This is a genomic window from Streptomyces sp. CB01580, from assembly GCF_001905795.1.
Taxonomy (GTDB): Bacteria; Actinomycetota; Actinomycetes; order Streptomycetales; family Streptomycetaceae; genus Streptomyces.
Genome location: NZ_LIXJ01000012.1, coordinates 112,336 through 139,062 on the forward strand (window position 1 = coordinate 112,336; position 26,727 = coordinate 139,062).

At 71.8% G+C, this 26,727-nt stretch carries 22 protein-coding genes; 15 read left to right on the forward strand and 7 right to left on the reverse strand.

Annotated features, from left to right (window positions below; all coding sequences use genetic code 11):
• Positions 1-113 precede the first annotated feature (113 nt).
• Both AMK22_RS19085 and AMK22_RS19090 read left to right on the forward strand, forming a co-directional pair.
• The gene (locus tag AMK22_RS19085; protein WP_073786572.1) at positions 114-968 is read left to right on the forward strand and encodes an alpha/beta fold hydrolase; all 855 of its coding nucleotides are present in this window, start codon (positions 114-116) and stop codon (positions 966-968) included.
• Between the two features lie 104 nt (positions 969-1,072).
• Positions 1,073-2,347 carry a cytochrome P450 gene (locus AMK22_RS19090; protein ID WP_073786707.1) on the forward strand — a complete coding sequence of 425 codons (1,275 nt, stop codon included), beginning with the start codon at positions 1,073-1,075 and terminating at the stop codon, positions 2,345-2,347.
• Between the two features lie 152 nt (positions 2,348-2,499).
• Here AMK22_RS19090 and AMK22_RS19095 read toward each other — a convergent pair whose 3' ends face one another.
• Positions 2,500-3,195, reverse strand: a complete 696-nt coding sequence (locus tag AMK22_RS19095; protein ID WP_143203586.1) for a hypothetical protein — start codon at positions 3,193-3,195, stop codon at positions 2,500-2,502.
• Positions 3,196-3,241: 46 nt separating this feature from the next.
• On the reverse strand, positions 3,242-6,895 hold the full coding sequence (locus AMK22_RS19100) for a hypothetical protein (protein ID WP_242434042.1): 3,654 nt from the start codon (positions 6,893-6,895) through the stop codon (positions 3,242-3,244).
• A 262-nt stretch (positions 6,896-7,157) separates the two neighbouring features.
• Between AMK22_RS19100 and AMK22_RS19105 the strand changes: the two genes are divergently transcribed.
• The 13 genes from AMK22_RS19105 (at position 7,158) to AMK22_RS19165 (ending at position 20,127) form a co-directional block, all read left to right on the forward strand.
• Positions 7,158-8,711, forward strand: a complete 1,554-nt coding sequence (locus tag AMK22_RS19105) for a phage tail sheath family protein (RefSeq protein ID WP_073786574.1) — start codon at positions 7,158-7,160, stop codon at positions 8,709-8,711.
• Positions 8,712-8,803: 92 nt separating this feature from the next.
• Positions 8,804-9,247, forward strand: coding sequence for a phage tail protein (locus tag AMK22_RS19110; RefSeq protein ID WP_073786575.1), 444 nt, complete (start codon positions 8,804-8,806; stop codon positions 9,245-9,247).
• Complete coding sequence (locus AMK22_RS19115) at positions 9,247-9,750, forward strand: hypothetical protein (RefSeq protein ID WP_073786576.1); 504 nt, start codon at positions 9,247-9,249, stop codon at positions 9,748-9,750. Before AMK22_RS19110 ends, AMK22_RS19115 begins: the two co-directional genes overlap by 1 nt.
• Positions 9,747-9,890 (forward strand): DUF6760 family protein, encoded by a 144-nt coding sequence (locus tag AMK22_RS40130; RefSeq protein ID WP_199883268.1) that lies wholly within the window; start codon positions 9,747-9,749, stop codon positions 9,888-9,890. The genes AMK22_RS19115 and AMK22_RS40130 overlap by 4 nt, the downstream gene beginning before the upstream one ends.
• A gap of 51 nt (positions 9,891-9,941) precedes the next feature.
• Positions 9,942-11,966, forward strand: a complete 2,025-nt coding sequence (locus AMK22_RS39550) for a hypothetical protein (RefSeq protein WP_073786577.1) — start codon at positions 9,942-9,944, stop codon at positions 11,964-11,966.
• A 191-nt stretch (positions 11,967-12,157) separates the two neighbouring features.
• Complete coding sequence (locus tag AMK22_RS19125) at positions 12,158-12,595, forward strand: phage tail protein (protein WP_073786578.1); 438 nt, start codon at positions 12,158-12,160, stop codon at positions 12,593-12,595.
• Between the two features lie 5 nt (positions 12,596-12,600).
• Positions 12,601-13,416 carry a CIS tube protein gene (locus tag AMK22_RS19130; protein ID WP_073786579.1) on the forward strand — a complete coding sequence of 272 codons (816 nt, stop codon included), beginning with the start codon at positions 12,601-12,603 and terminating at the stop codon, positions 13,414-13,416.
• On the forward strand, positions 13,416-15,461 hold the full coding sequence (locus AMK22_RS19135) for a VgrG-related protein (protein WP_073786581.1): 2,046 nt from the start codon (positions 13,416-13,418) through the stop codon (positions 15,459-15,461). Before AMK22_RS19130 ends, AMK22_RS19135 begins: the two co-directional genes overlap by 1 nt.
• 113 nt (positions 15,462-15,574) lie before the next feature.
• A complete protein-coding gene (locus AMK22_RS19140) occupies positions 15,575-15,868 on the forward strand; it encodes a PAAR domain-containing protein (protein WP_073786583.1) in 294 nt (97 codons plus the stop codon).
• Positions 15,869-15,874: 6 nt separating this feature from the next.
• Positions 15,875-16,288, forward strand: a complete 414-nt coding sequence (locus AMK22_RS19145; protein WP_073786585.1) for a GPW/gp25 family protein — start codon at positions 15,875-15,877, stop codon at positions 16,286-16,288.
• A 37-nt stretch (positions 16,289-16,325) separates the two neighbouring features.
• The gene (locus tag AMK22_RS19150) at positions 16,326-18,284 is read left to right on the forward strand and encodes a putative baseplate assembly protein (RefSeq protein WP_073786586.1); all 1,959 of its coding nucleotides are present in this window, start codon (positions 16,326-16,328) and stop codon (positions 18,282-18,284) included.
• A gap of 5 nt (positions 18,285-18,289) precedes the next feature.
• Positions 18,290-18,823 carry a phage tail protein gene (locus AMK22_RS19155; protein ID WP_073786588.1) on the forward strand — a complete coding sequence of 178 codons (534 nt, stop codon included), beginning with the start codon at positions 18,290-18,292 and terminating at the stop codon, positions 18,821-18,823.
• A 686-nt stretch (positions 18,824-19,509) separates the two neighbouring features.
• Complete coding sequence (locus AMK22_RS19165) at positions 19,510-20,127, forward strand: NADase-type glycan-binding domain-containing protein (RefSeq protein ID WP_073786592.1); 618 nt, start codon at positions 19,510-19,512, stop codon at positions 20,125-20,127.
• Positions 20,128-20,185: 58 nt separating this feature from the next.
• On the opposite strand, the gene AMK22_RS19170 is transcribed toward AMK22_RS19165, so the two are convergent.
• From AMK22_RS19170 to AMK22_RS19190, 5 genes are all read right to left on the reverse strand, one after another.
• Positions 20,186-21,583 (reverse strand): diaminopimelate decarboxylase, encoded by a 1,398-nt coding sequence (locus AMK22_RS19170; protein ID WP_073786594.1) that lies wholly within the window; start codon positions 21,581-21,583, stop codon positions 20,186-20,188.
• A 161-nt stretch (positions 21,584-21,744) separates the two neighbouring features.
• Positions 21,745-23,145 carry a PucR family transcriptional regulator gene (locus tag AMK22_RS19175; protein ID WP_242434043.1) on the reverse strand — a complete coding sequence of 467 codons (1,401 nt, stop codon included), beginning with the start codon at positions 23,143-23,145 and terminating at the stop codon, positions 21,745-21,747.
• A 424-nt stretch (positions 23,146-23,569) separates the two neighbouring features.
• Positions 23,570-24,823 (reverse strand): cytochrome P450, encoded by a 1,254-nt coding sequence (locus tag AMK22_RS19180; protein ID WP_073786598.1) that lies wholly within the window; start codon positions 24,821-24,823, stop codon positions 23,570-23,572.
• 147 nt (positions 24,824-24,970) lie between these two features.
• The gene (locus AMK22_RS19185) at positions 24,971-26,353 is read right to left on the reverse strand and encodes an NAD(P)/FAD-dependent oxidoreductase (RefSeq protein WP_073786709.1); all 1,383 of its coding nucleotides are present in this window, start codon (positions 26,351-26,353) and stop codon (positions 24,971-24,973) included.
• Position 26,354: 1 nt separating this feature from the next.
• The gene (locus AMK22_RS19190) at positions 26,355-26,603 is read right to left on the reverse strand and encodes a ferredoxin (protein ID WP_073786600.1); all 249 of its coding nucleotides are present in this window, start codon (positions 26,601-26,603) and stop codon (positions 26,355-26,357) included.
• Between the last annotated feature and the right edge of the window lie 124 nt (positions 26,604-26,727).

Here is a 26,727-nt window from a genome sequence, read left to right on the forward strand (position 1 = left end):
TGGTGCAGTGGTGCGGCCGTACGCGCACTCTTGCGCACGACGACGCCTGCCGCCACCGTGGTCGGGCCGACCGGTGATCGACCGGCCGGCTCCGTACGGTGACGGGAGTCCGCGTGACCGCAACGTTTGACCTGCCCCACGAACTGCACGGCGACGGTCCGCACAAGGTGATCGCCGTGCACGGCTGGCTCGCCGACCGCTCCGCCTACGCCCCGGTGCTGCCGGACCTCGACCTCGGTTCGTTCCAGTACGCGGTGGTGGACCTGCGCGGATACGGCGGCGCCAGGGACGTGGACGGTGCGTACACCACGGCCGAGGGAGCCGCGGACGTGCTCGCGCTGGCCGACCGGCTCGGCTGGGAACGGTTCTCGCTGATCGGCCACTCGATGGGCGGATCGGTCGCCCAGCGGGTGCTGGCCGCAGCACCGCACCGGGTGCGACGGCTCGTCGGGGTCTCGCCCGTCCCCGCGTCCGGCGTACCGTTCCCGCCCGATCAGTGGGAACTCTTCTCCGGTGCGGCGCATGCCCCGGAGAACCGTCGCACCATCCTCGACATCACCACGGGGGGCCGCCGACCGGCAGCCTGGCTGGACCGCATGGTGCGCCGTTCGCTCGAACGCAGCGACGAGAAGGCGTTCCGGACGTGGCTGGACTCCTGGGCGTGCGAGGACTTCCACGAGCGGATCGAGGGTTCGTCCGTACCGGCCCTGGCCGTCGTCGGCGCGCTGGACCCGGCGCTGTCGGCCGAGGTGCAGCGCGCCACCTGGATGCGGTGGTACCCGCACGCCGAGCTGGTGGAACTGCCCTCCTGCGGGCACTACGCGATGGACGAGGCCCCGCTCGACCTGATCCGTGTGGTGGAGGACTTCCTGCGGGACGACGAGCGGGACGACGAGGGGGCCGGCGTGTGGGACGGTGCGCGGGTCGAGGCAGGGGACGGCGAGCGGGACGGCGGGGCGTCGGCGTGAACGGCGCCGTGCCGGAAAAGCCCGTGCCGGAGGGGCTCGTGCCGGATCAGGCTGTACCGGACGGACCCGCCTCGGTCGCCGGCACGCCCGACGGGCCCACGCCCATCGCGTACACGCCGGAACCGTCCGTACCGGACGTCTTCGACCCCCGGCTGTACGCGCAGGGCATCCCGCACAACCGCTACCGCCGGCTGCGCGACCACCACCCGGTGGCGTGGCAGGAGGAACCGGAGGTCCTCGGCTGGCCGGCGGGCCCCGGTTTCTGGGCCGTCACCCGGTACGAGGACGTCGTCCGGGTCCTCAAGGACGCGTCGACGTACTCCTCGTACCTCGGCGCCACCCAGATCCGCGACCCGGACCCCGACGATCTGCCGTTCATCCGCCGGATGATGCTCAATCAGGACCCGCCGCACCACCGTCGGCTGCGTACACTCATCAGCCGCGCCTTCACGCCCCGGCGTGTGGAGCGCTTCGGGACGACCGTCCGCGAGCGGGCGCACTCCCTGTTCACCGCGGCGGTCACCGAGGCCCGCGCCACCGACGGGACCTGTGACCTGGTCGCCCGGGTCACCGACGACTACGCCCTTCTCAATCTCACCGATCTGCTCGGCGTGCCGGACAGCGACCGGGAGCTCCTCCTGCACTGGACCCGGCGCGTCATCGGCTACCAGGACCCCGACGAGGCCGGGCCGTCCTCACCGGGCCCGGACGGCAAACCCCTCAACCCCCGTTCCCCGGCGGCACTGGGCGACATGTTCGACTACGCGCAGGCGCTCGCCGCCCACAAGCGCCAAAACCCCGCCGACGACGTCATGACGTCCCTGGCCACCGACCCTGAACTCACGGGCCCCGAACTGGAGATGTTCTTCTTCCTGCTGGTGGTCGCGGGCAACGACACCGTACGCAGTGCGGCCCCGGGCGGCCTGCATCTCCTGGCCCGACACCCTGACGCGTACGCACGGTTGCGTGCAGGAGACGTGCAACTCACCACCGCCGTCGACGAACTCCTGCGCCGCCACCCGCCGGTCCTGTCCTTCCGTCGTACCGCCAACCGCGACACCGACCTGGCGGGCACCCGCATCAGGCGAGGCGACAAGGTGGTCGTCTTCCACGCCTCGGCCAACCACGACGAACGCGTCTTCCCCGACCCGTTCACCCTGGACCTGGCCCGAACCCCCAACCCCCACATCTCCTTCGGCGACGGCCCCCACGTCTGCCTCGGCGCCCACTTCGCCCGGCTGCAATTGCGGGCCCTGTACGAGGAGGCCTGCCGCGCCCTGCCGCCCGGCCCCCTCCGACTCGCCGGTCCGCCGAGCCGCCTGGTGTCGAACTTCATCAACGGGATGAAGTCGCTCCGGGTGCGGGTGGCCGACGCCTGAGGGCCGGGCATCGGCGCGCCGAAAGCCGACCGGGCTGACGCGTTCCTTCTCCATCCTGCACAGGGGGCCTGCGGCGGTTTCGCGACGGGAGGCGAGGGAGGCAGAGGCGAGCGTGGGAAGACCAGGCATGTCCGGAGCGGTCGCCGCTGCGCCTACGACTCCTTGACCACGACCCGCGCGCGCTCTTCCCACCTGAGCCAGAGACCCGCCAAGTCGTCACCGCCGAATTCGCGGGCGAGGAAGTTGAGCCCATCGCGCAGGTAGGGAAGTGAAACGCGCATGCCGTAGTTGTCCGGATCCGGCTCCGCGAAGAGGTACTGCCAGTCGTAGAGGCCCTTGGTAAGCAACATGACGTCGAGGTAGTCGCCGTAGCTGATGTGGAGACGGGAGGGCCCCTGCCTGAGGTCGAAGTACCAGAGTTCCGGCTCCTGGTTCGGGGTGAGTCTCAGTGCGGAGTATGTGCCGGTCCCGCCCACAGGGTGTGTCTCGAAGATCCTGAACTCATTGACCATTCGCTCCAGTTCGGAGTCCGTCGTGGCGGTCGTATCTTTCCGGGCTCCGCGAATCAGCGCCTCACCGATGTGCACGAGATGGAATTCCCCGGCGATCGCCTGGAAGGGTTCCAGGGCTCGCCAGGCGAAGAAGAGGCTGGAATGACGGTGAAAGTTCCTGGTTAACCCTTCGGGTAGCGGACCGTCTTCCACGATGCGTACGATCTCGAGTGCGTCTTCGGCGTGTTCCATGTACGCGGCGAGTGGGCCACGTTCATATTTTTCTGTTCGCATGGAACCATTCGCTTGGACCTGCTCCACTGTCTCGCGAACTCTGCTTTCGTATTCGGTTTCCACTTCTCCTCCGGGGGGCCACTCGTATGGTGGTTTCGTCGGGTGAAGGTCAGTCGAACCTGAGCCTCTTGCTCGCGTCGGCATTCATGAGTTCCGTGCTGAGGTGCGGCAGTCTCCGGATGGCGTCATTAAGGTCAACGAATTGTGTTTTCTTCGACTCTTTCTTGATGTTTTCTGCATCCACTCTCCCTATCCCGAGGGATGTGAATACGGTGAACTTAACTCCTCGCGCGTTGATTCTTAGCACGTCATTATGTAGCGCCTCCGGCGGGTCCTGCCTGTCGGAGAAAGAACTAGTACCGCCACCGCTGGGCGAACGTTCGTTCCATGTTCCGCCGGAGTGGTCATAGCCACCCCACTTGACCCCGATACTCTTCGGGAAACCCGCATGCGTCGCGTAGTAGCTGAGATTCACCTTGTACCAGACCATGCGCTCGAACGCCGGATCAGAGGGTGACTTGTCGAGGGATTTGCGGGCCGGGTTCTCCACGGCACGCAGGAACATCGGGTTGTTGACGAAACCCCTCGCGGGGACCAGGTTCGAGTCGACCGCGTCGCCGCCGAGGAAGGTGGGAAGCAGATGCATCTTCACCCAGGCGTTCTTGTCCGCCGATGTGTTGTAGCTGGCGGCTGTACTCCATCCGGTCAGGGTCGCACCGTCGTATGTGCTTGCTTCGGTCCCCCGCTTGATGCCCTTGTTGATATAACTCGCCTTGAAGGAGTGGGCGACGATGCCGTTCTCCATCGGCGGGAGAACCGGAGGAGGCAGCGGGGGTGTGGCGCCCGGCCGACGGGCCAGTAGTCCGGCGAGCTGGGAAAGGGCTGCGAGGAGGTCTTCGTAAGCTCTCTGGCTCCTGTTTGCCCCTGCGGGCAGGGAACGAAAACCGCGATGTAGCGACTCGACTTCCCCCTTCTTCTGCCTGGCTTCCTCAAGTGCGGTGTGGGACTCGCTTCCCCCGCTCTCGCCAGAGGCCCTCAGTTCGGCTTCCCACTCCTTCAGGTATTTACCGATCTCCTGTGGGGTGCTGTGCACCACAAGGCTGGCGTCCGCCGTCTTCCTATCGAACTGGACCTTGTGGCTCTCCTTGTCGCGCGACTGAAAGCCCTTCTTTGGGGGCGGGTACACTGAAGAAACCTTCTCGTCACTCTTCCCTGCCCCCGTGGTGCCCTTCTTCTTGAACTTGTTCTTGAGCTTTCCCCAGATCCTCTTCCCGGCCTTGGTAACGAGGCCAACGATTTTGTCGATGGCGCGATTGACGGGCCGGGAGACGGCGTGGAAGACGCTCTTCACCTTGTTGGCGAGGCTGCCGATGCCGAGGAGGGAGGCGAGGAATCCGATGAGGAGGGGGACGCTGGCGGCCAGGGCGGCCTCGATCATCTTGGGGACGCCTGCCTGACCGCCGTTGGCTATGGCGACGACGGAATCCAGGACCGCGTTGACGAATTCGACGATCTGGGCGCCCTGGTTCACGATGAACGTGACGATGTCGATGATTCCCTTGACCGCGCGGACGAAGGCGGAGGCGGGGTTGAGGAGGGAGACGATCCAGGTGATCCCGGCGATGATGACGGTGGGGATCAGATAGCTGGTGAGTTTCTGGAGAATGGTGGCCTTGAGGTCGCCGGCCTCGGCCTGGATTTCCTTGACGGCGCCCGCGGGGCCCTCGGCGGCGAGTTTCTTCGCGACGGGGAGGGAGGTCTCGACGGCGGTGAGGGCCTGGTCGGGGACGCCCTTGCGGGTGATGCGGGCGCGGATGTTGGCCCAGGTCAGGCCCAGGAGTGAGCCGATGAGCTGGATGATGCCCTTGAGGTCGAAGCGCTGGGGGAGTTCGAGTCCGGCCTTGACGGCGGTGCCCAGGAGCCAGGAGACGACGCCGGTCTTGAGATGGTCGGCGACGTTGGTGATGAAGAGCTGGAGTCCGGCGCCGACGGCGTGGACGAGGTTGTTCAGGAACCCGATGGGGTCCTTGATGATCTTCATGATCGCGGAGGCGGCCTTGGCCAGGATGCCGAGGAGGAGGTTCTTCAGCTCATTGATCGTCTTGAGGACGCCGACGATCGCGTCCTTCGCCTTGTCGATCAGGCCCTTGTTGGCTTCCTGGAGCTTCTTGATCTCCTCGTCGATCTTGTTCAGGGCGGCGGTGTACTTGTTCGCGAGATCCTGGACGAGCTGTTGGGACTTCTCGTCGACGGTCGATTCGAGATCGTCGAACTTGCCCGCGAAGTCCTTGGCCGCGTCCTGGCCGAACTGGCGCAGATCGGCGGGGAGTCTGTCGACCTCGGCCTTGAGCTCGGCGCGGCCCTTGGCGATGCGGGCCTTCGCGCGGCCGAGTTCGGTGCCGATGAGGTCGGCGACCGACGAGATGACCGCCTGCATCTTCGTGACGTAGAGCTTGCGGGCCTCCTGGTAGAGGTTGTTGGCCTCCGTCGGCAGGCCCGCGAACTTGTCCTTGACCCAGCGGGCCTTGCCCGTCAGGCCCGAGTAGCGCTTGTCCTTGTACGCCTTCATACGGCGCTTGTGGTCGGCGGTGAACGCGTCCCGCGCGGCCTTCTCCCCGGCCGTGAACGCCGTGTCGACCTTCTTGTCCAGACCGGACAGGGTCTCCTCGACGTCCTTCTTCGTGGTGTCGTAGACCTTCTGGAGCTTCGCGGTGACCTCGGCGCGCCGTTTCTCGTCCCGCGTCTTTGTCTCGCCCTTGCCGCTGTCGACCTGCTTCCCGGCGGCGCTCCGGGCCGCGGTCAGGTTGGTCATGGCCTGTGTCCCGGCCGCTGCCGCGCCCGCCTCGGCCGTGGACAGCTGCTGGTTCTCGGCGCCGCGGGCCCGGGAGGGGGCTTTCGCGGAGTCCGCCTCGGCCGTCTTCTTCGCCGACAGGGCCCCGTCGAACGCCGGCTCGTTGCCCTTGGCCAGCTGTTCCTCGGTGACGTCGGCGTCCGCGAGGGCCTTGTCGTTGGCGGCGGGACCCTGGGAGAAGTCCGTGACGGCCGCGGGCTGTCTCTCGGGGGTGGCGTCCGCGGCGGAGGGTGCGCCGGGGTTGGCGGGCGGCTGGTCCGGGGTCATCGGGGTGACCGGTTTGTCCTTGGCCGCCGCGGTGTCCGGCGGGGCCTTGGTCGCCGTTTCGATGTCCTTGGCGGAGGACTCCTTGCCGTCCGAGACCTTTCCGTCGACCTCCGACTTGATCCTGTCGGCCTTGCCGGACTTGGAGAACTTGTCGGCCTCGTCGAGGTTCTTCGGTGCCTGGGCGTCGATCGCCTTGTTCACCGCGTCGACGAACGCCTGCTTGTTGAACTCGCCCGGCTTCGCGGCGTCCATCTTCTCCGCGTTCGCCGCCTTGCCCTGGGCCTCCTTGTCGTCCGGGGGCGCGACCGCCGCGTCCTGCGCGGACTTCGACTCCGCGGCGGCCGGGGCGTGGGTGGCCAGACGGGTCTTCTTCGCCGCGACGTCCGACTGCACCCGGCGGAAGCCCGGAGCCTGGGCGGGGGAGGGCTTGACGGGGGCCGTGTAGCGCTGGGCCACCAGACGCGAGACGGCCGCGTTCCCGGCGGCGCGTTGCAGCCGTTGCAGACTCCGCGGATCAGGCCCGGGGGCCGGACGGTCGCCCGGCGGGCGCTGCGGTGGGGGAGCCGTCGTACGGGACACCCCCGTACGCGCGGGAACGGGCTGGGCGCGGGCAGCGCCGGGGTCCCGCTCCGGAACCGCCTTCATCCGCCCTCCCGGCCCACCGCTTCCCGGACAGTCGGCACTTCACGGGCACGGGACCCTGCCGCCGCCCCAGGGTGCGGGGGCGTGAATATGCGTACGAAGGCCACGGGGGCCGGTCAACGGGCAGGGCGCGGCGGCGTGCACGGGTGGGGACGTTGCCTGATCGGGCAGCGGCCCGTGCACGGGCGGGCGGCCGTGCGTCCGTTCCCGGTGATCGCGGCTGTCACGAGAATTGCGGGCGTTCCCCGGCCAAGGAGAAGCTCATATGCCGTCGTACCTGTCCCCGGGCGTCTACGTCGAGGAGATCGAGTCCGGGTCCCGGCCGATCGAAGGGGTGGGCACCTCGGTCGCCGCCTTCGTCGGCTTCGCGTGCAAGGGCCCGTTCGACGAGCCGACGCTGATCACGAACTGGAGCCAGTTCGTGGCCACGTTCGGCGACTTCGTCGACGGCACGTATCTCGCCTCCGCCGTTCACGGGTTCTTCTCCAACGGCGGAGGCGTCTGCTACGTGGTGCGCGTCGGCGACGGCACCGAACCTCCGGCGGAGGACGTGGACGACGGGTCGGCCGCCGGGAAGCTGCCACCCGGGTCGGAGACGCGGCTCGGGCCGTACGTGGTGAAGCCCCGGCCCGGCGCGGTCGGTGAGATCACCGTGGAGGTGGCCACGGCGGAGGGGGACGATCCGCCCTCCGACGTGTTCCGGCTCGTCGTGAAGCGGGACGGGCAGGTGGCCGAGACGTACCCCGACGTCACGACCAAACGCAGCAAGGAGAACGTCGCCACCCGGGTCAACGCCGCCTCGGAACTGATCGAGATACGGGAGTCGGGGCGCGGTGCCGCCCCCGCCCGGCCCGAACCGCAGACCGTCGTCCTGGCCCCCGCCGCGCCCGCGCCGGCCGACGCCGGGGCGCTGACCCCCGAGGTGTACGTCGGTGATTCCGACCGCCGTACCGGCCTGGGGGGCCTGGAGGCGGTGGAAGAGATCACCACGGTCGCCGTGCCGGACCTGATGAGCGCGTACGAGCGCGGACTGCTGGACCTGGAGTCCGTCATCGCCGTACAGCAGGGGATCATCACCCATTGCGAGCTGATGGGCGACCGCGTCGCCATCCTCGACCCGCCGCCCGGACTCTCCCCGCAGCAGATCCGCGCCTGGCGCACCGACCGGGCCAACTTCGACTCCAAGTACGCCACGCTCTACTACCCGTGGATCCGGGTCGCCGACGCCTCCTCGGGGCGCGCGCGACTCGTACCGCCGAGCGGCCACATCGCCGGGGTGTGGGCGCGCAACGACGAGTCGCGCGGGGTGCACAAGGCCCCCGCCAACGAGGTCGTGCGCGGGGCGGTCGCGCTCCAGACGCAGCTGACCAAGGGCGAGCACGACCAGCTCAACCCCATCGGACTGAACTGCATCCGGTCCTTCCCGGGCCGTGGCATCCGCATCTGGGGCGCGCGCACGCTGGCCTCCGATCCGGCCTGGCGCTACCTGAACGTCCGGCGCCTCTTCAACTACCTGGAGGAGTCGATCCTCGCCGGTACGCAATGGGTCGTCTTCGAGCCGAACGACGACGCCCTGTGGGCCCGTATCCGGCGCACGGTCTCGGCGTTCCTGGTCAACGAGTGGCGCAAGGGGGCGCTGTTCGGGCTCACCCCGGAAGAGGCGTTCTACGTCAAGTGCGACCGCGAGACCAATCCGCCGGAGAGCATCGACGCGGGCCAGGTCGTCTGCGAGATCGGGGTGGCGCCGGTCAAGCCCGCCGAGTTCGTCGTCTTCCGCCTGTCCCAACTGAGCGAGGGCAGCGGCGGCGTCGACGAGTGACGGGGCGTGATGGATGTCCTGCCCCGCCGGCGACACGCGCGGTACGGGCGGACTGAGCGGTTGAAACGGCAAGAGCGGAAAAGGAGCCTGTTGTGCCACTTCCCGATCTCGACAGCACCGTCGGCGCGTCCTTCGGCCTCGAATTCGACAGCGTCGTCATCAAGCAGATCACCGAGGTCAGTGGTCTGAAGATGGAGCAGGACGTCATCGAGCTGAAGCAGAACACCGCCGACGGCCGCTACGCCATCAAGAAGCTCCCCGGCCGGCCGAAGGCCGGTGAGGTGACCGTGACCCGGGGCCTCACCGAGGACAACAGTTTCGAACGCTGGATCAAGGACTCGCGGTTCGGGCGGATGCCGATGGCCCGGCGGAACGGAGCGGTCATCGTCTACGACCACGAGGGCGTCCCCATCAAGCGCTACAAGCTCATCAACGCCTGGCCGAAGTCCCTCGAAATCGGCACCCTCAAGGCCGGTGACACCTCGGTGCTGACGGAGAAGCTCGCCATCACGTACGAGAGCATGGAAGTCGACTGATGCGGCGTACGGCACCGGCTCCCGCCCCCGTCCACCCGCACGCCTCCGCGCCGGACACGGGCGAGGGAGCCCCTCGGCGGACGGACGGGCGGGACCCGGCCGATCGGGGCGGGGCGGCCGGTCGACGGGACACGCTGCGCACGGAGTTCTCCTTCCAGCTGCCGCGCGGGTACGTCGACGAGGCGGGCGTCGTGCACCGCACCGGAGTCATGCGGCTCGCCACGGCGCGCGACGAACTCGTGCCGCTGCGGGACGACCGGGTGCGCGAGAACTCCGCGTACCTCTCGGTCGTGCTCATCGCCCGGGTCGTCACCCGGATCGGCACGATCGACGACGTCCACCCCGGCATCATCGAGGACCTCTTCGCCTCCGACCTGGCCTTTCTCCAGGACTTCTACCGGCGGATCAACGCCGAGGGACACACCCGCGCGGCCGTCACCTGTCCGGCCTGCCAGGAGGAGTTCGCGGTGAACCTCGCCGGTGGCCGCCTGGGGGAATCGTGACGTACGCGGCCGACCTGCTCTACGAGGAGGTCGCGTACCTCGCCTACCACTTCCACTGGCCGCTCGATGAGCTGCTGGATCTGGAGCATCCGGAACGTCTGAGGTTCGTCGTGCAGGTCGCCCGCCTCAACGGGCAGTAGCGACGGACAGGAGCGAGGAACGCGGGGAGCGCGGGGAGGGCGGAGGAGTTCATGGGGCTGATGTCCTGGCTGCGCGACGGCGGTTCCCGGCTGCGCGGCGGCGCGCGTGCGGAGGACGACGGGCGTACGGAGAAGGGCGGGGCGGGTACGGACCACGACGTACGGGCGGAGTACGGTCACGACGTACGGGCGGACCACGGTCACGACGTACGGGCGGAGCACGGCGTGTCGCGCGAGCGGGCCGACCTTTCCGAACTCCCGCCGATCCAGCGGACCTTGACCGGTCAGAGCCTGATCACGAATCCGTCCGGGTTCCAGGAGACGCTCTCCACCCGGCGCGATGTCGCGCTCGGTACGCCGCTCGGCCATCTGGTCGGTCCGGACGCGCCCACGGGGCTCGTGCACGGGGTCACCGCCCCGGCACCGGCGGAACACGGTGGCGATTCTGTGCAGCGGTCGGGCCGCGTACCGGAGGAGGTGCGGGGAGGGCTGTCGGCCCGGGGCAGGCCCTTGCCGGTGGCTCCGTCCGCTTCCGTCGGCGCCACGATGCCCGGCTTGGTCGACGTGCAGCGGGCCACGGGCGCCGGGTCGGCGGCGATGACGTCGGCCGGGGAATCGGCCGCGGTGGAGCTGCCCGTACGTCGTCTGGTGGGCGAACGGGCCGTCGCCGCGCTGCCGGACGGCCCCGGCGCCGCGCCCGTGTCCGCGCCCGACGGCGTACCGGTGCCGCCGCCCGTTCAGCGTGCGGCAATGCCTCCGGCCGGTGAACGGGCCCGGCGCGCGCCCGGCCTCGGGGCGCCGCTGCAGGCCCTGCCGCCCACCGCGCAGCGCCGGGCCGCCGCGACCGACGCGGGGACGGAGCCGGGAACGGGTACACGGACGGGGACGGGCGCGGATGGCGGGGCCGTTCTGCCGGTGGTGCCCACCGGGCCTGTCGTGTCCGTGGCGCGGAGTGCGGAGAACGGCGACGGTTCCGGTGCGACCGCGGGGGCACCCGGCCCGTCCGACGCCTCCGTGCGCCGGGAGACGTCCGGCCCCGAGGCGCCCACCGCGCCGCTGCTCGGCGACGACCCCCTCCTGGCCGTCCCGGCGGAGTCCGCTCCCGCGACCGGCGGGCCGGTGCAGCGCCGCACCGACCCGCTCGTTCGCCGCACCGACCCGCTCGTTCCCGCACCTCTGTCGCCACTCCCTGCCTCCGGGCCGGTCGCACCGCTGCTGGCCGACCGGCCGCTGACACCGCCGTCCGTCCACGGGAGTTCCATCGGCGGTGGTGCGCCCCCTGCCGCCGTACAGCGTCTCGGCCCGGCGGACGGTCCCGCGGGCACCGGTCACGGACCGGGATCCGGAACCGGATCCGGAGCCACGCCCGGATCCGGGACCGGTGGCGACCCCGATGCCGTTCCGGTGCGCTGGACGTCCGAGGGGACGCGATCCCCGAGAGACCCGTGGGCGGCGACGGTGTCCTTGTCGGACGCGGTGCCGGTGCAGCGTGGGAGTACGCCGTCGCCGAATGCTCCGGGGAGCGCCTCGGGTGCCCGCTCCCGGCCGCTGCCCGGTGTGCAGCGGCAGTCGGTCGGCGGGCCGCCGGTGCCCCGTTCGGCGGGTGCCGCCGGCGGTCGTGCCGCCCCCGTCTCCTCGATGTCCGCCGACGGGTTCACGACTGCGGGGGCCGTCGCCGTCGCCGCGGGGGTGGCCCAGCGGATGGCGGACGGCAGCGTGGTGTTCGGGTCACCGGCGTCGACGTACACGTCCTCGGCGTACACCCCACCGGCGTACTCGGCGCCGGTCGTCCAGCGCGAGACGGAGAGCGAGGAACCACCCCCTCCGGAGCCGGAACCGGGGCCCGCGCCGGAACCGGAACCGGAACCAGAACCGGAACCGGCGCCCGAGCCCGCCGGCATCACCGCCGGGGGCCCCGCCCCGCCGGGGTCCCACCCCCCGGCCCCCGGCGGGGCTCCGCCCGTCGTCACCGACGAACTGGTCCGGGCCCTGTACCCGCCGCTCAGCCGCCTGCTCAAGGCCGATCTGCGGCTGGAGCGCGAACGGGCCGGTTTCCTCATCAACACCAGGCACTGAATCGCCGGGCCCTGAGGCACCCGGACCCGAGCCACCCGGCACTGAAGCACCCGGCAGCGACGAGCAGCGATGAGCAGCGATGAGCAGCGACGAGCAGCGATGACCAGCGATGAGCAGCGACGAGCAGCGATGACCAGCGATGAGCAGGGACGAACAGCAGCCGCACCACAGGGAATTGAGAGGTACGTGCCATGGCCACCGCCCCGAACGAGGACCCCGCCGTCAGCGTCTGCTTCGTCGTGACGATCGACGACATCGAGCTCGGGTCGTTCAACACCTGCGACGGGCTGGGCTGTGAGGTGGTGCTCGAAACACGGGAGGAGGGCGGCAACAACGGGCACGTGTGGCAGCTGCCGACCCGCCTGAAGTACTCTAACGTGAAGCTCTCCCGGCCGCTGACCAAGGAGACCGAGAAGGTCGCCCGCTGGTTCGCCACCATGACGACCGGGTTCAGCCGCAAGACCGCGCACATCGAGGCACGGACCGGGGACGGGCAGAAGGTGGCCCAGTGGGGGCTGCTGGAGGTGGTGCCGGTCCGCTGGACCGGACCCTCCTTCAACCCCGAGTCGCCCAAGGTCGCGATGGAGACCATCGAGATCGCCCACCACGGCTACGTGATGGAGGGCTGATCGTCGTGAGCGGTGCGGGTCCCATCGCGTTCAGCGCCGCCGGTACGTCCGGGGCCTCGGCCGCCGCGAAGGCGGGCGGGGGCGGCTTTGCCCGGCCCAAGCTGGAACACGCCTACCTGGAGCTGCGGACGCCGCCGACCGGAGGCGGGCTCACCCCCGGTGCGCCCTGCGGGCGGATCGACTTCCAGTTCAACCCGAAGGAGCTGAGCCTCACCAAGGCCGCGTCCTGGAAGCGGAGCCCTGCCAAGGGCGCCAAGAGTTCGGGCCCGCCCGAGTACCAGGGCTCGCAGCCCAGCAAGCTCACGGTCGAGATGTTCTTCGACGCGGGCGACACCCACGACACCCGGGTGGTGACGGCGGTGGAGCAGCTGTTCGCGTGCTGCGTGCCGACGAACGAGACCCGCCAGCAGCAGCGTTCGTCGCCGCCCTGGGTGGTGTTCCACTGGGGCGGACTGACCGGGTTCCCCGGATACGTCAGCCAAGTGCAGGCGAAATACACCCTGTTCACCACGTCGGGCGTGCCGATCCGGGCCGTCTGCCAGGTGACGATGGAGGAGATCAGCGGCGAGACGCCGGGACAGAACCCGACCTCGGGCGCCCTCGCGGCCCGCCGGGTCCACCGGCTGGACGCGGGCGACTCGCTGCCGTCGCTGGCCCAGCGCGAGTACGGGGACCCGGCCGCCTGGCGGGTGATCGCGGAGGCGAACGGGATCGACGACCCGATGCGGCTGGCCCCGGGGCGGCAACTGCTGCTCCCCGCGCTGGACGAGCTGAAGCGACTGGAGGAGGCGGAACGGGCCCGGGACGGGGGTCGGTCCTGATGGCGCCGCCGGGTGTCGCGACCGCGCTGGTGGTGGAGTTCGGGGGCCGTCCGCTGCCGCCGAAGTTCGTGAACACGCTGGTCGAGGGGTACGTCGACGACAGCCGAACGCTCCCCGACCTGTTCCTGCTGCGCTTCCGCGACCCGGACCGGGTGCTGCTGGAACAGGCCGGGCTGAAGATCGGCACCGAGGCCCGCCTGCTGGCCCGCGCGGGCGGCGACACGGCCCCGAAGCCCCTGCTGAAGGGGGTGGTCACCGCCCTGGAGGTGGAACTCGACGAGACCGGCACCTTCACCGTCGTACGCGGGCTCGACGAATCGCACCGGCTGTTCCGCGGGCGCCGGGTGGCCAGCTACCAGAACATGACGCTCGCCGACATCTGCGCCCAGGTCGCCCAGCGCGCCGGACTGAAACCGGGGAACGTGGACGTGGCCGGGCCGGTACTCGAACACGTCGCCCAACCCAACGTCACCGACTGGGAGTTCGTCAGCGCGCTCGCCGAGGAGGCGGGCGTCCAGGCGTACGTACTGGACGGGCAACTGCACATCACCCGCCCGGTGGAGGCGAGCGGCGCGCCCGACGGATCCGCCCGGGCCGACCGGGACCCGCTGGTCCTGGAGATGGGCAGCAACCTGCTGCGCTGCCGGGCCGGGGTGTCGTCCGCCGAGCAGGTCTCCGAGGTCGAGGTGCGCGGCTGGGACGTGAGGACGAAGCAGCCGCTCGTGGGGCGGGCACCGGCCGGGAAGTCGGCGACGCTGGAGCTGGGGGTGAGTGCCGCCGATGTGACCGCGCCGTTCGGTGAGGCGCGCTTCGTGGTGACGGACACGGCGTACGGGGCGCAGGCGCAGGTGGACCAGGCGGCGAAGGCGCTGGCGGAACGGATCGCCGGATCGTTCGCGGAGCTGGAGGCGGTGATCCGGGGAAATCCGGAGGTGCGGGCGGGCAGCGCGGTGGCGCTCAACGCGGTGGGCGCGCCGTTCGAGGGCCGGTACACGGTCACCACATCGCGGCACGTCTTCGACCCGGTGCGCGGCTACGAGACGTGGCTCACGGTCTCCGGGCAGCAGGAGCGTTCGCTGTTCGGGCTGACCGGCGGAGGTCCGGGCTCCGGCACGTCCGGTGCTGCGGCCGGGGGCGGGGCACGCTGTGCGGGGCTGGTCAACGGGACGGTCACGGACACCCAGGACCCGGACGGCTCGGGCCGGGTGAAGGTGCGCTTCCCCTGGCTGTCGGACGAGTACGCGAGCGACTGGGCGCGTACGGCGCAGTCGGGCGGGACGAGCGGCGGCGAGGCGTTCATCCCGGAGGTGGGGGACGAGGTCCTGGTCGGGTTCGAGCACGGGCATCTGGACCGCCCGTACGTCCTCGCCGGTCTGTACAACGGGAAGGACCGGCCCTCGCAGGGCAGCGGAGCCGGGAGCGGGGGAGCTGGCGCCGGCGGAAGCGGAGCAGTCGGCGGAGGTGGTGGCGGGGGCGGTGCGGGAGGCGGGCCGGGGGGCGCGGCCGGCTCCGTGTCCGGCCCGCCGGACACGTCCGGCGCCGCGGCGGGGTCCTCCGGGGCAGCCGGGCCCTCCGGCGGCACCCCGCTGGTCGACCCGACCAGTGGAGCGGTCAACCGCCGCTCGATCGCCTCCAAGAGCGGCAACCAGCTGGAGATCCTGGACGGCGCGGACGGACCGCAGGGCGTACGCCTGCTCACCGGCGACGGCAAGCTGAAGATCGACCTCGACCGCAGGGGGACCGCCATCGTCATCAACAGCGACGGCAGCGTGACCATCGAGGCCAAGCAGCAGGTGTCCATCAGAGCGGCCCGCGGCGTCGCGCTGGACGGCGGGCAGGGAGCGCTCGAACTCAGCGGCGACAGCGTCACGTTGACGTCCCGCGGCGGGGTGCGGGTGGACGGCGGCAACGGGGAGGTCGAGCTCTCCACCGGCGGCACGGTGAAGGTCCGGGGCGCGCAGGTCGCCGTCGACGGAACGCAGCGCACCGACATCAAGGGCGGCGGCTCCCTGGCCATCAACGCGCCCCTGGTGAAGATCAATTGACGTCCCGTACGGCAGCGCGCGCCCGCCGAACCGGCGGAGGCACCGACCGAACGGGCGGACACGGCGAAGAAGTCGGATACGGCGAACGAGCCGAGCGAGAGGAGCGGAGTTCCATGTCAGCAAGCGCGGCGGCAGCCGCACGGGTCGGCGATCCCACCGGACACCCGGGCATCGTCGGACCGCCCGGTGTCCCGTCCGTGCTCATCGGCGGGCTGCCCGCCGCCACGGTCGGCACCCCGCACCAGTGCGCCGCGCCCCCGCCCGCCGTGCACCCGCCGTCCGCGATCATGCCGCCCGGCAGCACCACGGTGCTGATCGGCGGGCAGCCCGCCGCCCGGGTCGGGGACCTCGCGGGCTGCGGCTCGCCCGTCGTGTCCGGCTGTCCGACCGTGCTGATCGGGGGCTGAGCGGACATGGGCCAGCAGTTCATCGGCGCGGGCTGGGCGTTCCCGCCGCGTACGGACGCCACCGGGTCCATCGCCCTGGTGCGCGGAGAGCACGAGCTGGAGGAGTCGATCCGGCTGATCCTGGCGACCTCGCCGGGCGAACGGCCCATGCGGCCGGAGTTCGGCTGCGCCATCAACGACTACGTGTTCGCCCCGGCGGACGCGGGCACGGCCGGGCAGCTCGCGTACGAGGTGCGCCTGGCGCTGGACCGGTGGGAGCCCCGGATCGAGGTCACGGAGGTCGTCGTGCGCTTCGACGAGGCCGATGAAGGAGTGCTGTACATCGACATCGGCTACACCGTGCGCGGCGCCAACGACCCCCGGAACCTGGTCTTCCCGTTCTATGTGATCCCGGAGCACGAGGAGGTGGACGGCCGGTGACGCTGTCCGTTCCGCATCTGGAGGAGGTGGACGGCGCGTGACGCTGCCCAGTCCGCATCTGGACGACCGCCGCTTCCAGGGCCTGGTCGACGAGGCGAAACGGCTCGTCCAGCAACGCTGCCCCGAGTGGACCGACCACAATGTGTCCGATCCCGGCGTGACCCTCATCGAGGCGTTCGCGACCATGGTCGACCAGCTGGTCTACCGGGTGAACCGGGTGCCGGAGAAGAGCTACCTGACCTTCCTCGACCTGATCGGGGTCCGGCTGCACCCGCCCACCGCCGCCCGCACCGACGTGACGTTCCGGCTCTCCGCGCCCCGGCCCGAACCGGTGCGGGTACGGGCCGGTACGGAGGTGGCGACCGTCCGCACCGAGACCGAGGAAGCGGTCGTCTTCACGACCGGCGACGAACTGTCCATCGTGCCCTGCGAGTTCGCGCACCTCGCGACCTGGCCGACGACGGGCGACGCCGTCGACCGCACCGAGGAGCTCGCGCTCGGCCGGACCGTCCCGTGCTTCGGGACCACGCCCGCGCCCGGCGACGCCCTGTACGTGGGTCTGTCGGTGGCCGTCCCGTCGGGCGTCGTCGTGCTGCGGCTGGACTGCGCGGTCGAGGGCGTCGGCGTCGACCCGCTGCGCCCGCCGCTGCTCTGGGAGGCATGGGACGGCAGTGCCTGGGCGGTCTGCGAGGTCGAGAAGGACGACACCGGCGGCTTCAACAGGTCCGGGGAGCTGATCCTGCACCTCCCGCGGGGGCACACCCCGGCCGTCGTCGTGCGCCGGACCGGCGGCTGGCTGCGCTGTCGGCTGGTGGAGGCCGAGCCGGGACAGCCCACCTACATGGCGCCCCCGGTGGTGCGCGGCGTCACCGCGTTCACGATCGGGGCCACCGTCGGGGCGGTGCACGCCGAGACCGTGACCGACGAGGTGCTGGGCCAGGCCGAGGGCGTACCGGGGCAGAGCCTCACGGTGAGCCGTCCGCCCGTCGTCCCCGGCGACTTCGTCGTCGAGGTGGCCGATCCGGCGGGCGGCCCGCACGGCACGGAGTGGACCCGCGTCGACGACTTCGCGCACTCCGGTCCCGGCGACCGGCACATCACCCTCGACCCCAACTCGGGCCGGGTGGAGTTCGGCCCGGCGGTACGGGAACGGGACGGGTCCATCCGCTACTACGGGGCGGTCCCGCCGAAGGGCGCCACCGTGCGCGTGCGCGCGTACCGCACCGGCGGTGGCCTGCGCGGCAACGTCGCCCGCGGCACGCTCCGGGTGCTGCGCAGCGCCATTCCGTACGTGGCCCGGGTGGAGAACCGGCGGCCCGCGCTCGGCGGGGTCGACGGCGAGACGGTGGACAGCGCCCGGGTGCGCGGCCCGATGACGCTGCGGACCCTGCACCGGGCCGTCGTCCCGCACGACTACGAGCTCCTGGCCCGCGAGGTCGCCCCGGATGCGTCCCGGGTGCAGTGCGTCCCGGCCGGTGGCGACGCGGATGTGGAGGCGGGCGGGGTGCGGCTGCTCGTCGTGCCGGCCGGGCGCAGTGACGAGCAGGGCCGCATCCAGTTCGACGAGCTGATCCCGCCCCAGCACACCCTCGCCCTGATCGCGGGCCATCTGGACGAACGGCGGCCCATCGGCGCCCGGCTGGTGGTCGAACCGCCCTACTACCAGGGGGTCACCGTGGTCGCCTCGGCCCAGGCCCGCAGGGGCGCGGTGCCGGAACGGGTGCGGGAGGAGGCACTGGCGGCCCTCTACCGCTACTTCAACCCGCTCAGCGGTGGACCGGGCGGCGACGGCTGGCCGTTCGGGCGGCCGATCCAGTCGGGTGAGGCGTTCGCCGTACTGCAGCAGGTGGCGGGGGTGGACCTGGTGGAGGACGTACGCCTCTTCCCCGCCGACCCCGTGACCGGACAACGCGGCGAACCCACCACCAAGATCGTGCTCGACCGGCACGCGCTGGTCTTCAGCTACGAGCACCAGCTCCGGGTACGGGAGGGCTGACCGCCATGCGCACAGGCGTGACCGGGCTGCCGACCCCGCACCCGCTGATCGAGCAACTTCCCGCGGTCTACCTGGACGAGGACTTCCTGCGACGGTTCCTCGCCGCGCTCGACGACGTGCTCGCCCCGGTCCTGCTCGCCATCGACAACCTGCCCGCCCACCTCGACCCGCGCAGCGCGCCGGAGGACTTCCTGTCCTGGCTGGCCCAGTGGGTGGCCGTCGACCCGCACGAGGACCAGCCGGTCGAGCGGCGCCGCGGGGCGGTGCGGGGCGCGGTCGAACGCCACAGCAGGCGCGGCACCCGGCGCGGGCTGGCGGAGGCGGTGTTCCTGGAGACCGGGATCGAACCGGACATCGTCGAGAGCGGCGGCACGGCGTGGTCGCAGACCCCGCACACCCGGTTCCCCGGCGGACCCCGGCCGTGGGTGACCGTACGGATCCGGGCCGAGCGGCCCGAACCGGTCGACCAGGTGCGGCTGGAGGAGCTGATCCGTACGGAGATACCGGCGCATGTGGGCTTCGACCTGGAGGTGTCGTGATCTGCGAGACGTGCGGCCAGAACAACGCACCGGGCACGCAGTTCTGCACGTCGTGCCAGGCGTTCCTGGAGTGGGAGGGGGGTTCGGGGAGTACGGGTGGGTCGGGTGGTCCGGGTGGTTCGGACGGTGCGGGCGGTTCTGGGGGCCCGGGTGGTTCGAGCAGTGCGGCTGGTGCGGGTGATGCGGGGCCTTCCGCTGCCGGGACGGGGACTGCTCCGCAGCCGACGCCGCAGCCCCGAACGCAACCACAGCCCCGACGTGATTCGCAGCCACAGCCGAACCCTCAGCCACAGCATCAATCCACGCCCCAGCCGTCTCTGATACCGCCACCACACCCACCGGCCTCACCGGCCTCACCGGCCTCACCGGCCTCACCGGCCTCACCGGCCTCACCGGCCTCACCGGCCTCACCGGCCCCACGGCCACCGTCCTCGCCCCCCGCCGCCACGGCCGCCCCGCGCCGCCCCGGCGACGAGAGGGACGCACACGAGCCGGGGCCCGAGGCGTTCCCCGACGTGCCGCCGACACCCGCGCCCGCGTCTTTGAGCCGGTCGCCCGGGGCTCCGATCCGCTGCCCCAACTGCCGTACGGAGAACGCCCCGGACCGCACCCTGTGTGTCCACTGTGCCCTGCTCCTCGACCCGGGCCCGCCGCCGGAGGTCCGGCCGCCCTGGTGGCGTCGGATCGTGCGGAGGCGACCGCGTCGGGCCCCCGTCGCCGGTGCCCGGCCGAAGCGCCGACTGTGGCGCCGTCCGGGCCTGGCGCTCCCGGTCGTGCTGGTCCTGGTGGCGTGCGGGATCTGGTTCGCCCTTCCGCATGTGCCGGGCTGGTTCGGCCTCGCCAAGGACGAGACGGGGGCGCCGGAGGCGGTGCCGCCCACCCGGTTCCGGGCCTCCAGCCGGGCGGCCGGGCATCCGGCGGGTGCCGCGTTCGACGGTTTCAACAACCGCTACTGGGCTCCCGCGGCGGCGGGCCCCGACACCGGCGTGGGGGAGTACCTGGAGTGCGACTTCGAGCAGCCGGTCCGGGTGCTGAAGCTGGTCGTCTTCTCCGGCACGTCGACGAAACTGGACGAATTCCTCACCCAGGCACGTCCGGCCAGGATCACCGTCCGGCTCACCTCCGCCGACGGCGACCAGGTCGACAAGGTGATCAGGGTCAAGGACCAGCCCGGTCAGCAGACCTTCGACCTGCGGGGTTCGAAGGTGGTACGGGCCCGGCTCACGATGGACGAGGCGTACGGAGCGGGCGCCGGCAAGCACCTGGCCGTCGCCGAGGTCGAGTTCTTCGGACGGCGGTCCTGAGGGCCCGCCCCGGCCCGGTGCCGAGCAGCGTGGCGCGGAATCGGGCCCCGGCGCGGCGCTATGTGGCGCGCAGCGCGACCAGGGCGTCCGCCTGGGAGAGTCCGCTCTCCTCGACCACGCCGCGCACGCTCTGCGCCTCGCGCACGAGCGCGAACCGGACCCGCCCGCCGGGGTCGGTCCGGTAGCCGTACACGGCGGGCCGGGGCAGCGAGTTGTACGAGAAGTGCGAGGAGAAGTAGTACGCCCCGGTGTCGTAGAGCGCCACCACGTCGCCCGGCTCGACGGCCGGGAGTGCGCGTGCGGTCGCGGTCAGGTCCCCGGCGAAGCAGCACGGCCCCGCGATGTCGACGACCTCGGCCGGGCCCCGCTTCGGGCGGCCCTCGGCGTCGAACACCCCGACGCGCAGCGGCCAGGCGTCGGGCATGAAGGCCGTACGGGTCGCCACCTGGGCCCCGGCGTGCGTGACCGCGATCCGCCGGCCCCCGGCCGACTTGGTGTACTCGACGACCGTGCCGATGGTGCCGCTCTTGGCGAGCAGCGACCGGCCGAACTCGGTGACCAGGGTGTATCGGCCGTCGAACAACCCGGGTGCGGCGCCGCGGAGTTCGGCCACGTAGTCCGCGTACGTCGGCCGGTCGTCCTCGTCGTCGAAGTTGACGGGCAGGCCGCCGCCGATGTCGAGTCCGGTGATCTGTGCACGGCCGAGCTCCGCGTTGACGCGCTCGGCGAGTTCGTACGCGGCCCGCACGCCCTCGGCGATGAGCGGCAGCGGGCAGCCTTGGGAACCGACGTGGGCGTGCAGCCGGTCGAGCCACGGGCGGTGCGCGAAGGCGTCGATCACCGCGTCGACGGCCCCCGGGTCGCGCAGCGCGATCCCGAACTTGGAGGTCGCGGTCGCGGTGCTCATCGCCCCGATGGCTCCCGCGCCCACCTGGGGGTTCACCCGCAGCCCGATGGGCCCGGCGGCCTCCCGCCCGGCCAACAGACGGTCGACGCGGGCCAGTTCCTGGAAGTTGTCCAGGTTGATCGCGATGCCGCGGGCGAGGGCGAACTCCAGCTCCTCGACCGTCTTCGCGGGGCTGTCGAAGACCAGCCGGTCGTACGTGAACCCGGCGGCCAGGGCCTGCTCCAGCTCCCCCGGCGAAGCCACCTCGCAGCCCATCCCCGCGTCCGCGAGCAGCCGCAGCACCGGCACCAGGCCGCACGCCTTCGCCGCGAACGTGTGGTGCACCGGGGCCGGCCCCTCGAACGCCTCGTTCAGTGCCCCGACCGCGGCGAGCACGCCGTCCACGTCGAGCAGGCCGACCAGGGGCGACCGGGGGCCGAGCAGACCGTCCTCGACGGCACGTGCCAGCGCGGCCTCGCGGGCGCGGGCCCGCCGATGGGAAGAACGCGAAGCGCCCGAGGAAGCGCCGGAAGAAGAACCGGTACTGGTAGAGGAACCGGGAGTCGACATGAACCACCCTCCAGACGTCGGTCGGGCGCGGCCTCGTCGAGCGGCCGGCCGTCGTGCACAGCTTCACCGTGCGGCACCCGGCACGTCTTCGTCCCGTACGACCACGGACGGGTGACGGCGATGTCCCGTACGACAAGGAAACGATCAGGAGGGCGGGGCGCTCACCGTGTGTGCCGGGCGAGCCGCAGCCCGATGTCCGCCAGGAGCCGCAGGGTGGGGTCGTCGAGGTCGAGGCCGAACAGTTCGCGGGCCCGTCGCAGCCGGTACCGCAAGGTGTTCGCATGCACGTTCAGGAGCCGGGCGGCCACGCCCGTGTCCCCGAACGCGTCCAGGTAGGCGGCCACCGACGCACCGTAAGCGGAACCGTGCGCGCGGTCGTGCTCCGTCATCGCGTGCACGGGCCCCGACAGGGTCTCCCACAACGGCCCGACCCGGTCGAGCACCCGCAACAGTGCCGCCTCGGGAACCACCTCGTCGTACGCCGCCGCTGCCGACACCGCCCCCGCCCCTGCCGCCGTGCCCGGCCCGTCCCCCGTGGCAGGCCCCCGCGCGGCCCGTTGCCGCAGCACCCGCACCACCAGTTCCGCGGCCTCGCGCGACGCGGGCAGCTCCGACAGGTCCGCGGCGACCGGCCCGACGCCCGTGAACACCACCCCGCGTGACACCGAGCGGGCCGCCGGCAGCAGTCCGCGCGCCGGATCGGTCTCGCCCTCGGCCGCCGGGACCAGGACGTGGAGCCGCCGCCCGGTCCGCGCGGTCACGCACCCCGGCCGATAGGCCGTGGCCTGCAACGCGAGCACGTCCAGTACCCGCTGCTCGGAGGCGCTCCCGGAAACGGGAACGGGCGAAACGGGTGGCGGGGCAGGAGCGGAAGTCGGGCTCGGGAGGGAAGACGAGCCGGGCACGGCCCGGGCCGCCCGGCCGCCGTACACCTCCGCGCCCACCACCGTGGAGGGGTCCGCGCCCATCACCGCGGACGGGTGCACCTCCGCGACCATCACCGCGTACGGCCGTCCCGGGACGAGCCCGGCCTCGCGCGCGGCCCGCGCCGCGTACGCGCTGTCCTCCGCGTACGTGCGGTGCTCCAGAAGGGCGTGCACCGCCTCCTCCCGCGCCCGCGCCGCCGCCCGGCCCCAGGTCCGGTGGTGCGACAGATGGGGTACGGCTGCCCGTGCCGCCGTACGCAGCGCCTCCGCCGCGCCTGCGGCGAGCGGCCTGCCGTCCGCGGCGGCCCAGAGCGAGCCGAGCACCTCGGAGCCGTCCCGCACCGCGATGACCAGCCGTTCGGCGTAACGGCCGTCGGCGGGCAGGCGCACCACGCCGTCGGTGTTCCACAGGGTCCGGAAGAAGCCGCTCTCCCGCAGCTCGTGGACGCGCCAACGCGGAACCTCCTGACCGAGGATCGTCAGCCGCCGCATCGGATCGGGTTCGTGCTCCAGCCGTGAGTACGCGAGGACACGGGACTGCGGGTCCTCGATCGTGATCGCTCCGCCGACCAGGTCCGCCACCGTGTTGGCCAGCCCCGGCAGATCGCCGAGCCGCAGCCCTCCCACCTCTCCCACTTCTCCTGCCTCCCCTGGCTCTCCCGGCTCTCCCGCTCCTCTTGTCACTCCCACGTCTCCCACCCCGTCCACCCTGTCCGCCCCGTCCGCCCCATTCGTTCCGTCCATGTCGTCCGGGCCGCTGAACGCCGGAGCGGTGCGCGGCCGGCCCAGCACCTCCGTCCGTCCGAGGTCCGGCCGCCGCGTCAGCAACGCCGTACGTCCCGCGCCCGCCGCCTCCGGCAACGCCGACGACGCCCCACGGGATCCCCGCCGCATCATCACGGCGGCGGCCCCGGCCCGTTCGGCGTCCCGCGGCACATCGACCGCCCCCGGCGAGCGACTTCCACGCCGACGGAGAGCAGGATCACGCCGGCCGCCACCGACCGGGCGCCGCCGCCCCGGTCCCCGACCTCGATCCCGGGTTCGGTCCCGGTTCCGGGGTTCAGTCCCGGTCCCGGCTCCGGTCCCCGACCCCGTCGAAGGCGATGTTCAGATGTCGGGGCCCGCGCAGCACGGCGTTGCGCCGGTAGGGCGGCGGGTCCTCCACCAGACGCGGGTTGTCGAGCCTGCGGACCAGCTCGGTGAGGGCGATCTGGGCCTCCAGGCGGGCGAGGGGTGCGCCGAAACAGGCGTGGATACCGCTGCCGAAACCGAGGTGCTGGTTGTCCTCACGGTCGGGGTCGAAAAGGTCCGGGTCGGCGAACCGTCGGGGGTCGCGGTTGCCGGAGGCCAGCACGAGCCAGAGGGCGGAGCCCTTGGTGATGGTGGTGCCGCACAGGTCGATGTCCGCGAGCACGGTGCGCTGCGGCAGTAGTTGAACGGGCGGTTCGAAGCGCAGGAGTTCCTCCACGACCGGACCGGCGAGCCGGGGGTCGGTGCGCAGCCGTTCCAGCACCTCGGGGTTGCGCAGCAGGGTGAGCATCCCGTTGGTGATCAGGTTGACCGTGGTCTCGTGACCGGCGATCAGCAGCAGGGAGGCGGTGCTGAGCACCTCCATGCGGCTCATCCGCCCGTCCGGGCCCTGATGGTTGACCAGTGCGGAGAGCAGGTCGTCGCCGGGAGCGTCGCCGCGTTCGTCGATGAGCTGCGACAGATACGCGCCCAGCTCGGTACGGGCCCGCTGGGTGACGCGGCGTCGCTCCTCGGGGTCCTGTCCCGGCACCGGGTCGAGCCCGGCGGCGATGGTGTCGGCCCAGGTGTGGAAGCGCGCCTCGTCCTCGCGGGGAACGCCCAGCAGTCGGCAGATCACGGTGACGGGGAACGGGTACGAGAAGTCGTCGACGAGGTCGACCTGCTTCCGGTCCCCGAACGCGTCGATGAGCCCGGAGACGATGCCGGCCAGTTCGCCCCGCATGTCGTTGATGCGCCGGGGAGTCTCCGGCGGCCCGAACGGGCGCATGGTCATACGGCGCAGCCGGTCGTGCTCGGGAGGGTCGAGCCGGAGGAAGGAGGGCGGCAGCACGGACGTGTCGTCGTCCGGGAGCAGGACCCCGGCGACGCCGGGGGAGAGGTTGCGGGCGTCCGAGCTGACCCGGGGGTCGTGCAGCAGGCCCTTGATCTCCCAGTACGTGCTGACGACGAACAGGCCGTCGCCGCCCTGGACGACCGGTGTTCTGCGGAGTTCGGAGTACAGCGGATAGGGGTCGGCACGGTTGTCGTAGGAGAGGATCTGCCGCAGGAGTTCTTCGTGCGTCATGGTGGCGGTCCTTGGGAGGGGGCTGCGGGCCGGGCCCGGGGAACGTGTCCGTCCGGTCCTGTGGGGGACGTGCCCCGTCCGGGAAACCGTGTCCGGGGCCGGTCCGGGCCCGGGGCGACGGGACCGTCCGGGGCCGAGTGCCCGGATTCAGGCCCGGGCGGGGGTGAACGTGATCTGCTGGTCGGTCGGTGAGTAGCCGCTCACGGTCACGGACGGTCCGTGCGTGGGCAGGGAGGGGTCCGGGAATTCGGCCGGGACCGGTCGCAGACCCTCGGGACGGAGGTCCACGGAGGTGTACGGCGGCGGGAACGGCGCGGCCGACTCGATCTGCCGCTGATAGAACTCCAGCCACTTCGTCTGGTCGAACGCGACGGCGGCGATGACCCGGTCCTGGTACCCGTACACGCAGGTGAAGCGGCGATCGGCGAGCGATCCCTGGGCGACGACGATCTCCTCGCCCAGGGACGGGACACCGACCGACTTGATGTTGACACCGAACTGGGCGGACCAGAACGCCGGGACCCACAGGTGCGGGCGGCGCTGCGAACTGCTGCTGATCATGTTGTGCGCCGCGGTCTCGGCCTGCGCGACGGCGTTGCCCCAGTGTTCGAGGGACAGGAACTGGTACCCGAACAGCGCGTGCGGGGACCGGGCGACGTCCCCGGCCACGAACACGTCGTCGGTGACGATGCCGCGTACGTCGAACGCCCGGCACCCGGCGTCGCAGGCGATCCCGCGCGGACCGGCGCCCAGCCCGGAACCGGCCAGCCATTCGGTGTTGCGGGACGCGCCGAGCGAGACCACCGCGACATCGGCGTCGAGAGCGGTGCCGTCGGACAGATGGGCCCGCCGCAGGCGCCCCGCCGCGTCGCCCTCCAGGGCCGTGACCATGATCCCGCAGCGCAGGTCCACCCCGTGCGCGCGTTGCAGCTCCGCGGCCACCCGGCCCACCACCCCGCCGAGCGCGCCCACGAGCGGGGCGGCACCCCGCTCGGCCACGGTCACCGGCAGCCCGCGTTCGCGACAGGCCGACGCGATCTCCGAGCCGGTGAACCCGGCGCCGATGACGAGCACCCGGCGGGGCGACGCGGCCAGTCGCCGCCGCAGCCGGGCCGCGTCCTCGCGGGTGCGCAGGACGAAGACCCCGTCGAGCCGGGCCTCCGCCTCGTGCGGCCAGGGGCGGGCGTGCACCCCGGTGGCGATCAGCAACCGGTCGTACGGCACCTCGTCCCCGTCGGCCAGGCGCACCCGTTTGGCCGCCATGTCGAGGCCGGTTGCGGCGACCCCGAGCCGCCAGTGCGCGTCGAGCGCCACGCGCCGGGGCAGCGCGGTGCGCTCGGGGGCCGCCCGGCCCAGCAGCACCTGCTTGGAGAGCGGCGGCCGGTCGTACGGCTCGTGGGGCTCGTCACCGATCAGCGTGAGCGATCCGGCGAAGCCCTCCTCGCGCAGCGTCTCCGCGGCCCGGAGCCCGGCCAGCGAGGCGCCGACGATCACGATGCGCCCCTCGCGCCTCAGCCATTCCAGCGACATGTCACCGGACACCGGACCTCCCCCCTCCCGCGCCGCCCTGTTCGAGCGCCGCGTCGCCGAGGCCGTCCTCGACCAGGATCGCCTGCACCGGGCACGCGGTGGCGGCGCGCAGCACCTGGTCCCGCTGCGCCTCGTCGGCATGCGGGTTGTACAGCAGCGCCTCGTCGCCGTGCATGGCGAAGACGTCGGGTGCGAGGAAGGCGCACTGCGCGTAGCCCTGGCACCGGTTGAGATCGACGACAAGCCTCATCAAGGGGCCGCCTTTCCGAGTAGTACCCTCGCGCCTCAGCCTGGGAGGACCGCCGTGGTTCCGCGAGCAATGGCGACCCGATGGAGTCAACGCCCCCACCGGCCGCGCTGCGCACCCACACGTG

Coding starts and splice junctions, on each gene's coding strand:
- AMK22_RS19185 (WP_073786709.1), bottom strand. CDS start 26,353: ATGTCGCTGGAATGGCTGAGGCGCGAGGGGCGCATCGTGATCGTCGGC.
- AMK22_RS19140 (WP_073786583.1), top strand. CDS start 15,575: ATGTCAGCAAGCGCGGCGGCAGCCGCACGGGTCGGCGATCCCACCGGA.
- AMK22_RS39550 (WP_073786577.1), top strand. CDS start 9,942: ATGGGGCTGATGTCCTGGCTGCGCGACGGCGGTTCCCGGCTGCGCGGC.
- AMK22_RS19125 (WP_073786578.1), top strand. CDS start 12,158: ATGGCCACCGCCCCGAACGAGGACCCCGCCGTCAGCGTCTGCTTCGTC.
- AMK22_RS19190 (WP_073786600.1), bottom strand. CDS start 26,603: ATGAGGCTTGTCGTCGATCTCAACCGGTGCCAGGGCTACGCGCAGTGC.
- AMK22_RS19170 (WP_073786594.1), bottom strand. CDS start 21,583: ATGTCGACTCCCGGTTCCTCTACCAGTACCGGTTCTTCTTCCGGCGCT.
- AMK22_RS19145 (WP_073786585.1), top strand. CDS start 15,875: ATGGGCCAGCAGTTCATCGGCGCGGGCTGGGCGTTCCCGCCGCGTACG.
- AMK22_RS19180 (WP_073786598.1), bottom strand. CDS start 24,823: ATGACGCACGAAGAACTCCTGCGGCAGATCCTCTCCTACGACAACCGT.
- AMK22_RS19135 (WP_073786581.1), top strand. CDS start 13,416: ATGGCGCCGCCGGGTGTCGCGACCGCGCTGGTGGTGGAGTTCGGGGGC.
- AMK22_RS19115 (WP_073786576.1), top strand. CDS start 9,247: ATGCGGCGTACGGCACCGGCTCCCGCCCCCGTCCACCCGCACGCCTCC.
- AMK22_RS19155 (WP_073786588.1), top strand. CDS start 18,290: ATGCGCACAGGCGTGACCGGGCTGCCGACCCCGCACCCGCTGATCGAG.
- AMK22_RS19100 (WP_242434042.1), bottom strand. CDS start 6,895: ATGAAGGCGGTTCCGGAGCGGGACCCCGGCGCTGCCCGCGCCCAGCCC.
- AMK22_RS19105 (WP_073786574.1), top strand. CDS start 7,158: ATGCCGTCGTACCTGTCCCCGGGCGTCTACGTCGAGGAGATCGAGTCC.